Here is a 12,142-nt window from a genome sequence, read left to right as displayed (position 1 = left end):
ATAGTTGGTTTTAAGCATAACGGAAAAATTGTTTAGGAGGGATTTAATGATTTAAATTTCTGGAATGGCACTATATCAAGGGAAGGAAGAAACATTGTTGATCAATTGGCATAAAGAAGTATTTAGCTACGGTCATGGGGAAGGCATCCTGCTTGGACAAGTGAATGGTATGCCTGTCAGAATTACCCCGGGCCAGACGGAAAAAAGCATCATTGTTTTTACCACCGGCCAGTCCAAAACCGGGAAATGGATTCTGGTGAATGCCGCTTTGCAGGCGATCCATTCCGGGGAATCACTGCTCATTTTTGATGAAAGAGGCCGGATTCTCAGATGCCTTAAGCATATTTTTGAAGGAGAAGGTTATTCCCTTAAAATCTTAAATGAGCCATTGCCACGGGTTCCGGCCAACCGAGAATACCTGAAGAATTTAACCGGGGAAACAATCATGAACCGGAGACCCGCTGCAGGGGAAAAATGTGCTTATTTCTATATTCAGCAGGGAGAACTGAATGGTTATAAAACGTTAAAAACACTTTTTTTAAATTTAGGTTTACCGCATCAGGTTCGAAAGGACGGCGCTTCCCACGGGTTAAATATTCTGGTGGATAAGATCAGCGGACTGGGACCCATTCCATTTCTAAACCGGTATTTGTCCGGGGAGGAGTTGCCGGAACTGAAATTTACCATTGCGACTAATGGTCTAGAGGAATTGAGAGAAACCTATCCCCAGGAATGGCAGAATGTCCTCAATGCCTGTGCGGCAGTGCTTTTTACGGACATCAAAGATTATGAGACAGCCAATTACCTTGCCAATCTTACCGCCAGATCATTGCCCCGGAAAGAGACAGATTGCCTCAGCCCGAACTGGAATCTGATTGAACAGGAAAAAATTGATGTGGTGATTAATGGCTTCTATACGTCTGTTGATGCCATAGACTACAGGGATCATCCTGTATTTAAAAGATTTCTGGAGAGGAGTGATCACTCTTGACCAGGGAAGTTTTTCAAGAAGTCATACAGGTGTCTGTGGATGATTTGGATGATCATCCGGATAATCACATTTTTCTTATGGATGAACAACAGCTCCAGGAGTTGGCGGAAAGCATTGCCGAAGTGGGGGTTCTGCAGCCCCTGCTGGTAAAGGACACCGGGGACGGACGTTTCCGCATTGTTTCCGGACATCGCAGGAAACGTGGGGCTGTTAGGGCAGGACTGACCGAAGTTCCCTGCATTGCTATAAATAATGAGTTAGATGAAGGGATTATTTTGGTGGACACCAACTTGAAAGTACGTGAACTAACTACCATGGAAAAGGCCCGGGCGATACGCTATCTCAAACAAAGGGCCGGAATGCGGCAGGGGACCCGGGGAAGCCTCGGAAACGGTTTCCGAGGTTTGTCCGAGTTATTTAAAGACTCGGACCGTAATTTAAGAAACTATGATAAATTAAACGATTTAATCTCAGAACTGCAGGATTGTGTGGAACGGGGGATTCTTGGCTTAACGGCCGGGGTAAGACTGGCCTGCCTGCCCGCTTATGTACAGGAAGAACTATATAGAGCCCTGGGGGACGGCGTTAGGGATATTGGCCCGGAAGAGGTTAGAAAATTAAAGGAACAAAACGACCGGGGTTATCTGATATTAGAGGTAATGGAAAAACAAATTAAAAGCATGGAGAAAGAACTGGCGGTCCATAAGGAACTGCAGGGGGAAAAAGAAGACTTGGAAAAGGAGATCCAATCCCTTTTTGCCAAGAAGAAATCCTTGGAATATGACCTGATCGACCATGAGAATGCGGTTAAGACCCTGCGGGAGCGGGCTATGAAAAAGGGAGCTTCTCTTTATAATTTGATCGAAGAAGTATCCCGGCCGGTTGCCGGGGCTAAGCCTAAAATTGAAACCTTACTGGACTTGCCCCTGGAAGCTGCCACCGCCACACATCTGATAAAGTGGGCGAAGGTATTGATCGAGGTGGGCCAGATGGTTGAGTTTGCCGTAAAACAATCTTTAGAAACCGATAAGACAAGGCTTCAAGCTAAATAGAAAACAGGAGGATAATATTTATGTTTCAGAAACCGATTAACAGTTTGGGTCAGGGGATGAGTGAAGGCTTTTCCGGCAACAAAACCCTTCTTGATGATTCTAATACCTGGGAATTTCTTTATGACGCCCAAAGGAAAAATAAAATTATACAGGGCAGTGTCAGTGGAGTTGAGCCGGACCGGTCCGGCGGTATAGTGAGGGAAAACCTGATTATTTTCATTGGTTCCATCAAAGGAGTAATCCTGCCGGATGAGATCGGGGAGCCCCGGCCTAAGTATCTGTCTGCCTTAATCGGAGCTCCGGTGGCCTTTAAGGTAAAGCAGTGCGCCCGGAGCCAAGGGGTGGCGTACCTCTCCCGCAAAGACGCACTGGCGGAAATGGCCGGTGCAACCTGGGAAGAGCTGAAAAAAAGTTGTGAAGAGTTGGTCCAGGTTTTGGATGAGATGAATGCTCTTCGTCCGGAGGAAGGACAAGAACCCACCGAAGAAGTCCGGCATCGTATGCAGGAATTAGGACGTAAGGCGATTCAGGTGGGGCCTGTGCGGACCGCCACTGTAAGATCGGTTGTTAAAGAAGGCGCCTATATGGACATTGGCGGGGTCTCCGCCTATCTTACCGTACGGGATATGTCCTGGGGCAGAGTGGAAGACGCCCGGGAATTGGTCAGGCCCGGTATGAGCTTTGATGTGCGGGTCACCCGGGTGGATTTCGAAAATGCTTACGTACGGGTCAATCTCCGGACGCTGCTGCCGGACCCCTGGACCCATGTTCAGGACCGATATAAAAAGGACGGCCGTTATAACGGGGTAATCAGTCGTTACACCAATAACGGGAAGCTGGTGGTGGAGCTGGAACCGGGCATCAGCGCCATTTGCCCAACGGTGTCCGAACAGGAATATACCATTGGGGACACGGTCAATGTACGGTTGAATATCGTGAACCTAGAGAAGAGATATATTACCGGTGTAGTCACCGGGCTTTCCAGATGGGTCCATTTTGGTTAAAGATGAATTTATTAAGCACCCGCATCCTGTTCTGGAAAGGGGGAATAAAAAATGATCCACTTGGGACCCTTTCATGGAAGAAATACACATTACACCAGACATTGGATACCCTCCAACGGACATATTTTAACCGGTGAAAATGAAGTGATCCTGCTAAAAACCCTGGCTGCTTGTAGAGTTCTTTCCCGCAACCAAATGGCTGAACTGACGGGACTTAACGTCAGGCATTCCGTCACTGGACTGGTCAAGAAAGGGTTTCTGGACGAATACCGCAGTGATGGTGCGCCTCCTTTATATACGCTGGGAGTTGCCGGAGCCCGGGTAGTGAAAAAGCGGCACAGCCTGTACCGGACCGATGAGTTGTTGCGAGTAACGGCGGCGAATCAACTGTGGATAAAAATGAAAAAAGTTTGGCCCGGGGCAGCCTGGGATCTGGAGGGCAGCTATCCCGCCCTCCTCAATGGGGAACAGCGATTCCTGGTAGTGGCTCCAAGGCTCATCCAGGGTGACAATATTTACACTCTCCGGGCTTTTAACTATATTGAAAACAAGCACCGCTTATTTGTTGTAGCCACCAGCAGGGAACATGCCTTGGAAATCGCCCGTCAGTCCATCCCTACAAATTTTGTAAGGTATACCTGGGATGCCCTTTTAAAAGAGGGAATCCTTTTTTATCTGTTGGAAAAACAGGATCTGGTGCCGGATACAAGATTTAATCCCGGCAGTTAGATTTAAATAAAAAAGGATTGACAGAGACAACAGGGCAGTGTATAGTTAAAGCAACCACCAAAAGGTGGACATTTGTGTTTGGTGAAATAAAATTTTGCCTCTTCGGCATGACCGGAGGGGCTTTCATATCCTGAAACATTGAGCCCATGTTTTCCCCACGGAAGGAAGTTGCCCCGGGGGAATGTGGGCTTTTTTGTCGTTGCATGCTTAAATGGAAAATATTTACATAAAATATATGTGCCGCACCTTTTTGAAACAGCCCTGTGTCCACTACCAATTCCTGAACTGAAGGGGGTGGGCAGGGGTTTTTTTATTTTTCTGTGGGTTTCCGGGAACATGCCGGACAGGCAGGCTGCCGGAAATCCGCAACTAAACTTAACTTTTCCGGCATGATCGGAAAAGCCATAAAACGCGGAAATTTTTCTTGCCGACAAGATTGGCAGGGACGTCCAGAGAAAAACATAATCTGCTTTGCTGAAAAGTGGAGACAAAAAACAAAGAAAGGAGAGAGTTCAAAAAAGAGGGTAAGTTGTAACAATTAATAAGGAAAAGCTTTTACCATAGTAAAAACGGGATGGAAAAATATGAACCGGCAATCCTTTGGATCTGCCGGTATTTATTTTCCCAAAAAAAGAAACGGGGGAAAGGAATATGCCTAGAGAAATCGTGGGTTTTTTAGTAAATAACTTTGAGGCAGTGGCAAAATTGCTGACGGCCATCATTGTTTTAATTACGGAGTATGTTAAAACTAAAAAACCAGAAAAGCCTAAAAAGAACAAAAGACGCTAACCCCCCTAAGGATAGCGTCTACACCAAAAACATTTTGCTTTTCCTGATAAGAAAAGCAAAATAAACTCACTTGAACAATAACATATCTTAAAAAGTTAATCAAGTATTTTGAAACGTTATTAAAATATCCCCGGGATTCTTTCCGGGGATATTTCCCTGTAAGGGATGTTTAGTGTACTGCTTAAAACCCATCGAGGTGGTTTTTAAGCAGTACATTGAAACATCCGTCTTTGCATGACAAAGACCAACTAAACCTAAAAATGCCTTTTCGGCATCACCGAAAGGGTCTGCAACACGAAACCGACAGACTGTGCCTCCGGGCCCGGTCTTTAAAATATAAGCCAACTTGGCAAGGCTGCATTCCGATCTGAAAGGGGGGATGACGCGCAGCCTGCCAAGGGGGCTGCCGTCTTTTTATGAAACATTATTTTGACTTGTTTAACCAGGAACTGGAGAAACTTTCTCGCCTGGACCGGGAGTATGACCGGATTTATTGCGAATTAACCCGGATCAGTGAAGAGAGAAGAAAAGTCAAATATAATCTCGAAAGGCTGGAGAAAATTAAAAGCCTGGCCGAACAAAAAACACCGTCGGCTTGGCAATGGTTATATCTTGGACAATCCAGAGACTTTCCGGAATATGAATGGTCCGAAGCCTGGACGTTCACCATGGCCGGTTTTCTGTTTTATATTACACTGGCCGAACTTAGGAACCCTGAAAAGGGAAGATATTTTGTGAAAATACAGGGTATTAGAAACGGAGATGCCTTTTATCTCCAACATGTATATACTTTAAGACAGCTTAATCGTTATTTTGATGATATAGAGAAGGCCAGAAAATGTGTCAAACAGTGGCAGAGCAGGCTTCTCAAAGATTATGAGGCCGAATTGGATTTAGAGATGAGCGTGAAAAAGATAATACAAAGAGAAATGGTTGATAATAAAGAAAAGGGAGAATTAAATAATCGCTAAAGGTTAAAGTTTTTAAAAAATTAAGGTTATACTTTGAATTAAAAGAGGGAAGGCCGCCGGCCTTCCCTCTTTTTTATTTTAAAAAAGGTTATACTCTAAAAATCCATGGGGGAAGCTCTCATTAAAGAATAAAGATTCTGGCGAGGTTGTAAGTTTCTATACATAAATATTAATGTTTCCGCTTGGACAATAGGGTTTACTTTCCTGGTTTGGCAGGTTATTGTCTCCCTTTGTAGAAGTTGTTGAAATATGTCTGTGCAAACGGGTCAGAATATAGATGACAGGGAGCGTGCGAGATGAATTTATCAAACAATATTATTGAAAAAACCGAAGCGCTGGGTGCCCGCAATTATCATCCTCTTCCCATTGTTATTGCCAAGGCCGAAGGGGTATGGGTAGAGGATCCTGAAGGAAACCGCTATATGGATATGCTGAGCGCTTACTCCGCCTTAAATCAAGGGCACCGCCACCCCAAAATTATTAAAGCCTTAAAGGATCAGGCGGATAAAGTGACCCTGACTTCCCGGGCTTTCCATAATGACCAGTTGTACCGCTTTTATGAAAAGTTGGCTCAAGTAACCGGCAAGAACCGGATTCTCCCCATGAACACCGGGGCCGAAGCGGTTGAGACGGCGGTTAAAGCGATCCGGCGGTGGGCCTATGACCGGAAAAAGGTGGTGGAAAACCAGGCGGAGATTATTGTCTGCCGGGGAAACTTCCATGGGAGGACCACGACCATCACTTCCTTCTCTTCAGAGGAAGAATATAAAAGAGGGTTTGGGCCCTTCACACCGGGATTTAAAATTATTCCCTACGGCGATACGGAAGCCCTTAAAGGAGCCATCATGCCGAACACCGCCGCCTTTTTGTTAGAACCCATTCAGGGAGAAGCGGGCATTGTAATTCCCAGGGAAGGTTTCCTGCAGGAGGCTTACGCCATTTGCAAGGAAAATAACCTGCTTTTTGTGGCGGACGAAATTCAGACCGGCTTTGGCCGAACCGGCCGTTGGTTTGCTTGTGATTGGGAAGGCGTGGTCCCGGATATCTATATCATGGGAAAAGCGCTGGGAGGCGGTGTTCTGCCCATTTCCGCCGTAGCGGCCGATGAAGACATCCTGGGCGTCTTTGAACCCGGTTCCCACGGGTCCACCTTTGGCGGCAACCCCCTGGCTTGTGCCGTGGCGGTGGCTGCTTTGGAAGTGCTGGAGGAGGAGAACCTTCCGCAGCAATCCTTAACCCTGGGCGAATATTTTATGAATCAACTTAAGCAGATCAAAAACCCTGTTATTAAGGAAATCCGGGGCAAAGGATTATTCATTGGCCTTGAGCTGAACACAGAGGCCCGCCCCTATTGTGAAAAATTAAAGGAAATGAAGCTCCTGTGCAAGGAAACCCATGTTCACACCATCCGTTTTGCGCCGCCCTTAACCATTACCAGGGAAGAACTGGACTGGGCCTATGAGCGGATTGCCGCCTGCTTCTCTTAGGGCTATTTTGGGATATAATTTTCGGGTCCTTGATATAATGGTTAAAGAGGGAATGGCCTTAAAGGTCTCCACGGTTTTACAGTAAGGGGGGATACGGTGATTGATCCAAGATTGAGCAAGCTGGCCGGAAACCTGGTGCATTATTCCTGCCAAGTGCAGGAAGGGGAAAAGGTGTTCATAGAGAACATTGGTTTGGAACTGCCCCTGGTAAAGGAACTGGTCAAGACAGTTTACCAGGCCGGCGGGATGCCCTTTGTGTCCGTTAAGGACAATGCGGTGGAAAGGACCATTTTGCTCGGCGCCACCGAAGAACAAATGAAGAGTCTGGCCCGGTACGAATCCGCCAGAATGAGCGATATGGACGCTTATATTGGCATCCGTTCCGGTAACAATGCTTCAGAACTGGCAGATGTTCCTTCGGAAAGGATGGAGCTTTATTTTAAGCATTTCTGGAATGAAGTACACGGAAATATCCGGGTTAACCGTACCAAATGGGTGGTCCTAAGGTATCCGTCGCCTTCCATGGCCCAGTTGGCCAATACCAGTACGGAGAATTTTGAGGATTACTATTTTGATGTTTGCAACCTGGATTATGCTAAAATGTCCAAAGCCATGGACCCTCTGGTGGAGTTGATCAACCGGACGGATAAAGTGCGCCTGACCGGTGTGGGCACGGATTTAACCTTTTCCATTAAGTCGCTGCCGGGGATAAAGTGCGACGGCAGACGAAATGTGCCCGACGGGGAGGTTTACACCGCTCCGGTAAAGGATTCGGTCAATGGGGTCGTCACCTATAATACCCCGTCTTCCTACCAGGGGTTTACCTTTGAAAACATCTGTCTGGAGTTTAAGGACGGCAAAATCATTAAAGCCACGGCCAATGATACTGAAAGAATTAATAAAATACTGGACACCGATGAAGGGGCCAGATATGTGGGCGAATTTGCCCTGGGGGTAAATCCCTATATCACCCGGCCCATGAAGGATACCTTGTTTGACGAAAAAATTGCCGGATCCTTCCATTTTACTCCCGGCAGTGCTTATGACAGTTGTTTTAACGGAAATAAATCCGCTGTTCACTGGGATCTGGTGCACGTTCAGACGCCGGAATTCGGCGGTGGGGAAATTTACTTCGATGGAATACTCATCCGCAAAGACGGGCGGTTTGTTCTTCCGGAACTGGCAGGACTGAACCCGGAAAATCTAAAATAAAAAGATCAAAAAGCCGTAGCGGATTACGGCTTTTTTCTTTTGCTGTCGGGTCTTTGCTCAGGAATAAGAAAAGTATTCTTTGCCTGTAGATGCATAGGTTTAATAAATATAGATAAATCTTTTCTTAGAGGGAGAAAAGCGGCAGCGGTTAAATGGATTCATGACTTTTACGAGGGTTCTTTTGCCCTGGGATGTTTGAAAGGAAATAAGTTTTAAACGGATCTTAAAAAGATATGCCAGTTAAAAGACAGTTGATTTTTCTTTTTAAATAAAAGGATTTTCTTTTTATTTTAAAGAAACTCAAAAACAGAAACCTCATCAGTGACATGAAATAAACGTTAGAAAATGATTACCTGGAGGAAGCTATGAAAGCAGAAATTTTATCTGTAGGAACTGAATTGCTTCTGGGAGACATTGTAAACACCAACGCTCAATATTTATCAAAGAGACTGGCGGAAATGGGCATTTTGGTTTATCATCAGTCGGTGGTGGGGGATAATCCCCAGCGTTTGCAGGAGGCCTTTGCAGAAGCTTTTAAAAGGTCGGATATGGTGGTTACCACCGGGGGCCTGGGACCTACCAAGGACGATTTAACCAAAGAGGCTGCGGCAACCTATTTTAACAAAAAATTGACCTTGGATTCTGAGGCTTTCCGGCAGATTCAGGCTCATCTGAGCAGGGGCAACCGGGTGGTGACCGAAGCCCATAAAAAACAGGCCCTTTTTCCGGAAGGCGCGGTGGTTTTTTACAATGAGGTGGGTACGGCCCCCGGTTGTGCCACGGAAAAAGATCATAAAATTATTATTAATCTCCCGGGGCCTCCGGATGAGATGACCCATATGTTTGAGAAAGCGGTGGTTCCTTACCTGGCCAAGTATCAGGACGGGGTTTTGGTCTCCAAAGTGCTGCGGATTGTGGGGATTGGGGAAGCTTCCATGGCCCAGCGGGTAGACGATATTATTTCCCAACAAGGCAACCCCACCGTAGCCCCTTACGCCAAAGATTCGGAAGTGATACTCCGGATTACGGCCCGGGCCGGGAGCCGGGAGGAAGGGGAAAACCTGATTGCGCCGATGGAAGCAACCATTCGGGAAAGGCTGGGAGAAGATATTTACGGAGAAGGGGACACCAGCCTGGAGGGAGAAACAGTTAAGCTTCTGCTGAACAAGAAACAGACCCTGGCTGTTGCCGAATCCTGTACCGGCGGGCTGGTGGCCTCCCTTTTGGTGAACTACCCGGGAATTTCCGCCGCTTTTATGGAGGGTTTGGTGACTTACAGCAATGAAGCCAAAATCAGGGCACTGAGAGTAAACCCGGAGACCATTGAAAAATTTGGGGCTGTCAGTGAGGAAACGGCCAGGGAGATGGCGGAGGGTATTGCCAGAAGGGCCGGAACCGATATCGGACTTTCCACAACCGGTGTTGCCGGACCCGAGGGCGGCACTCCCGAAAAGCCTGTTGGCTTGGTTTGTCTGGGCCTTTATCTTAAGGGTGAAGTAAGGTCCAAACAAATGAGCCTGACGGGAAACAGAAATCATGTTAGAAGTAAGGCGGCGACAGCGGCCATTGATTGGCTGAGGCGAGAGTTGGGGAGGATTTAGTTTTGCCACTGAACTGGGTGCAATCCTTATTAAACTGGTACCGGGAAAATAAAAGAAACCTGCCCTGGCGGGAACAAAAAGATCCCTATGCCATCTGGGTTTCGGAAATCATGCTGCAGCAGACCCGGGTGGATACGGTGCTGGACTATTACCGGCGTTTCCTGGGCCGCTTTCCCAATATGGCAAGCCTGGCCGAGGCCGAACTGGACGAGGTGCTGAAATATTGGGAGGGGCTGGGCTATTACACCCGGGCCAGGAATTTACACCGGGGGGCCGGGGAAGTTATGACCAAGCACCGGGGCGTGTTTCCGGATAACCACCGGGATGTTTTAGCCCTGCCCGGTATTGGTGAATATACCGCCGGGGCCATCATGAGCATTGCTTTCAATGAGCCCTATCCCGCCATTGACGGCAATGTGCTGCGGGTGGCTTCCAGATTGTTCCTGCTGGAGCAGGATATAAAAAGTACCGGAGTCAAGAAGGAAGTGGAGGGCTTGCTCAAGGGGGTTTTTCCCCGGCAGGAGTGTTCAGATTTTACCCAGGCTTTGATGGAGTTGGGGGCTTTAATCTGCCTGCCGACCTCCCCCAAGTGCCAGGAGTGTCCTGTCCAGAGGGATTGTAAGGCATACCGCCATAACCGGCAGCAGGAATTACCCTTAAAATCAAAAAGCGGCCGACAGAAGAAGGTACAGCGCTACATTGCCATTGTTCAGGAACGGGACCGCGTGCTAATGGGCAAGCGGCCGGAGCGGGGACTACTGGGGGGACTATGGGAGTTTCCCGGTGTGGAGGGTCAAAATATGGAGGACTTCCGGCAGTTTAAAAAAGAGTATAACTTGGAAGTTACTCCCTGTGAACACTGGATAGACACAAAGCACATTTTCTCTCATATTACCTGGGATATGAAGGTATACCGGTGTAGCTGCCGGCCCGAGGCCATCCGAGAATCCCCATTGCAATGGGTGTATATCCAGGAACTGCATAATATTGCCATTCCTACCGCCTTCCAGAAGATTAGAGAGAAAATTCTTCAGGAGAAAAATGTTTCGCCTACCGGTACGGGCCGGTAGGCGGTTTTAGATAACTGGTTTTAGCAAGAACAGGAGCCTCCGCAGGAGCCGCTATCATTGGATGCGCAGTTGCAGCCGCCCTGGGCTTCGGGTTCCTCATCCTCGTTCAGAGATTTTCCGGTCAGCCCCTCTTGTATTTTAACGTTAACATCGTTCACAACCCCGTAAAAGGTTGCCTGGGCGTTAAGATACTCTTTTACCAAAGGATTAGAGGAAGCCTTTTTTTCCAATTCCTCTAATTTGCCAATATTTTCTTGGGTAAGCTGATGTCCCATCATTTGCATACGCTGGTAGGCTTTTTGCAATTGCTGGAAGTCATTGACCAATGCTCTGGCTTCGGAATCCTTGGCAACAGCCTGCTGGGTCTCTTTTACCCGGGTATATTCTTCCGTGGCGGATAAAGCTTTGCCTAATTCAATGGCCATATCATAAACAGACACGAATTATCACCTCCCGGTACTTATTTTCTCCAAATGTATACAAAATCCTACCTCCAAATGGCTAAAAAAAGCAAAATGCAGTAATTTGGTAAACCATAAGGATGCATAGGGAGAATGAATATAAATGGAGAAGAACTGAGAATGCTGCCAAATCTGTCCTGCAGAGTCAGCAATAAGTTCTTTACGCCGGGGCGGTAAAAATGGTATATTTCTATAAGTAGTTGTCCAGTTAAATAAAGTACCGGAAATATGTGTGGGAAAATTTGTACGGCACACATTTTCAAAAAAAATTGACGATTTAAGAAGGAATAATTCCAATTGCAACGAAATAGGCATAGTATCACTGGCAGGGGATAGGAATGCCTATTTGCCTGTTATTTCAACTGTGCCGGCGTTTGATATTAAGCGTAATAAGATAACCCCCCCAATCCCCATCCCCCAAAAAAGAATTTTAAATTTTTTGTTAAAGGAGGTATGTGGAATGTATATGATTTCAATTAACGCCGATAAATGCGAAGGCTGCGGCGAATGCGTTGACGCCTGTCCCGCCGGTATTCTTGGTATGGTTGACGCCAAGGCTGAAGTAACCGGTGCCGAGACGGACTGCATGGGCTGTGAAACCTGTGTTGTAACCTGTCCCAACGAAGCCTGTTCCCTGCAAGAACTTTAGAGTAAAGCTTGTTTTAAGGTGGGTTGGGGATGGTAGAGCGGACGCAAGGTCTTTTAAAGTTGGTTTTGCGTAGCGAAGCATTGACTGGTTATCGAAGTATATCATAAAAACTTTGGGCAACCGGAG

The 12,142-nt window shown here is 46.9% G+C and carries 13 protein-coding genes; 11 read left to right on the top strand and 2 right to left on the bottom strand.

Annotated elements, in window-relative coordinates; translation table 11 throughout:
• The first annotated feature begins 64 nt into the window (after positions 1-64).
• Genes DESRU_RS18880 through DESRU_RS18865 form a run of 4 tightly spaced genes read left to right on the top strand, consistent with a single transcriptional unit; the run spans position 65 to position 3,776 of the window.
• Entirely contained in the window at positions 65-991 is a 927-nt protein-coding gene (locus DESRU_RS18880; RefSeq protein WP_041275489.1) for a TraM recognition domain-containing protein, read from the top strand.
• Positions 988-2,043 carry a ParB/RepB/Spo0J family partition protein gene (locus DESRU_RS18875; protein ID WP_013843692.1) on the top strand — a complete coding sequence of 352 codons (1,056 nt, stop codon included), beginning with the start codon at positions 988-990 and terminating at the stop codon, positions 2,041-2,043. Before DESRU_RS18880 ends, DESRU_RS18875 begins: the two co-directional genes overlap by 4 nt.
• Positions 2,044-2,063: 20 nt before the next feature.
• Positions 2,064-3,047 (top strand): S1 RNA-binding domain-containing protein, encoded by a 984-nt coding sequence (locus DESRU_RS18870; RefSeq protein WP_013843691.1) that lies wholly within the window; start codon positions 2,064-2,066, stop codon positions 3,045-3,047.
• Positions 3,048-3,098: 51 nt separating this feature from the next.
• Positions 3,099-3,776, top strand: coding sequence for a hypothetical protein (locus tag DESRU_RS18865; RefSeq protein WP_013843690.1), 678 nt, complete (start codon positions 3,099-3,101; stop codon positions 3,774-3,776).
• Positions 3,777-3,778: 2 nt separating this feature from the next.
• Here the strand turns inward: DESRU_RS18865 and DESRU_RS20645 are convergent, their stop codons facing one another.
• Entirely contained in the window at positions 3,779-4,210 is a 432-nt protein-coding gene (locus DESRU_RS20645) for a hypothetical protein (RefSeq protein ID WP_143758821.1), read from the bottom strand.
• Positions 4,211-4,427: 217 nt separating this feature from the next.
• Between DESRU_RS20645 and DESRU_RS21040 the strand changes: the two genes are divergently transcribed.
• The 6 genes from DESRU_RS21040 (at position 4,428) to mutY (ending at position 10,906) form a co-directional block, all read left to right on the top strand.
• Entirely contained in the window at positions 4,428-4,565 is a 138-nt protein-coding gene (locus DESRU_RS21040) for a hypothetical protein (RefSeq protein ID WP_013843689.1), read from the top strand.
• 416 nt (positions 4,566-4,981) lie between these two features.
• Complete coding sequence (locus DESRU_RS18850; protein WP_013843688.1) at positions 4,982-5,536, top strand: hypothetical protein; 555 nt, start codon at positions 4,982-4,984, stop codon at positions 5,534-5,536.
• A gap of 296 nt (positions 5,537-5,832) precedes the next feature.
• Positions 5,833-7,023, top strand: a complete 1,191-nt coding sequence (locus tag DESRU_RS18845; protein WP_013843687.1) for an ornithine--oxo-acid transaminase — start codon at positions 5,833-5,835, stop codon at positions 7,021-7,023.
• A 96-nt stretch (positions 7,024-7,119) separates the two neighbouring features.
• On the top strand, positions 7,120-8,235 hold the full coding sequence (locus DESRU_RS18840; protein ID WP_013843686.1) for an aminopeptidase: 1,116 nt from the start codon (positions 7,120-7,122) through the stop codon (positions 8,233-8,235).
• Positions 8,236-8,600: 365 nt separating this feature from the next.
• Positions 8,601-9,836 (top strand): competence/damage-inducible protein A, encoded by a 1,236-nt coding sequence (locus DESRU_RS18835; RefSeq protein ID WP_013843685.1) that lies wholly within the window; start codon positions 8,601-8,603, stop codon positions 9,834-9,836.
• 2 nt (positions 9,837-9,838) lie between these two features.
• The gene (mutY, locus tag DESRU_RS18830; protein ID WP_013843684.1) at positions 9,839-10,906 is read left to right on the top strand and encodes an A/G-specific adenine glycosylase; all 1,068 of its coding nucleotides are present in this window, start codon (positions 9,839-9,841) and stop codon (positions 10,904-10,906) included.
• A 20-nt stretch (positions 10,907-10,926) separates the two neighbouring features.
• Here mutY and DESRU_RS18825 read toward each other — a convergent pair whose 3' ends face one another.
• The gene (locus tag DESRU_RS18825) at positions 10,927-11,346 is read right to left on the bottom strand and encodes a YlbF/YmcA family competence regulator (RefSeq protein WP_013843683.1); all 420 of its coding nucleotides are present in this window, start codon (positions 11,344-11,346) and stop codon (positions 10,927-10,929) included.
• 481 nt (positions 11,347-11,827) lie between these two features.
• Between DESRU_RS18825 and DESRU_RS18820 the strand changes: the two genes are divergently transcribed.
• On the top strand, positions 11,828-12,016 hold the full coding sequence (locus DESRU_RS18820; protein ID WP_013843682.1) for a 4Fe-4S binding protein: 189 nt from the start codon (positions 11,828-11,830) through the stop codon (positions 12,014-12,016).
• The last annotated feature ends 126 nt before the right edge of the window (positions 12,017-12,142 follow it).

This window comes from Desulforamulus ruminis DSM 2154, from assembly GCF_000215085.1.
Classification (GTDB): domain Bacteria; phylum Bacillota; class Desulfotomaculia; order Desulfotomaculales; family Desulfotomaculaceae; genus Desulfotomaculum; species Desulfotomaculum ruminis.
This window is presented reverse-complemented; position numbering and strand designations above follow the sequence as displayed.

Coding starts and splice junctions, on each gene's coding strand:
- DESRU_RS18880 (WP_041275489.1), top strand. CDS start 65: ATGGCACTATATCAAGGGAAGGAAGAAACATTGTTGATCAATTGGCAT.
- DESRU_RS18870 (WP_013843691.1), top strand. CDS start 2,064: ATGTTTCAGAAACCGATTAACAGTTTGGGTCAGGGGATGAGTGAAGGC.
- DESRU_RS18865 (WP_013843690.1), top strand. CDS start 3,099: ATGATCCACTTGGGACCCTTTCATGGAAGAAATACACATTACACCAGA.
- DESRU_RS21040 (WP_013843689.1), top strand. CDS start 4,428: ATGCCTAGAGAAATCGTGGGTTTTTTAGTAAATAACTTTGAGGCAGTG.
- DESRU_RS18850 (WP_013843688.1), top strand. CDS start 4,982: ATGAAACATTATTTTGACTTGTTTAACCAGGAACTGGAGAAACTTTCT.
- DESRU_RS18845 (WP_013843687.1), top strand. CDS start 5,833: ATGAATTTATCAAACAATATTATTGAAAAAACCGAAGCGCTGGGTGCC.
- DESRU_RS18835 (WP_013843685.1), top strand. CDS start 8,601: ATGAAAGCAGAAATTTTATCTGTAGGAACTGAATTGCTTCTGGGAGAC.
- DESRU_RS18820 (WP_013843682.1), top strand. CDS start 11,828: ATGTATATGATTTCAATTAACGCCGATAAATGCGAAGGCTGCGGCGAA.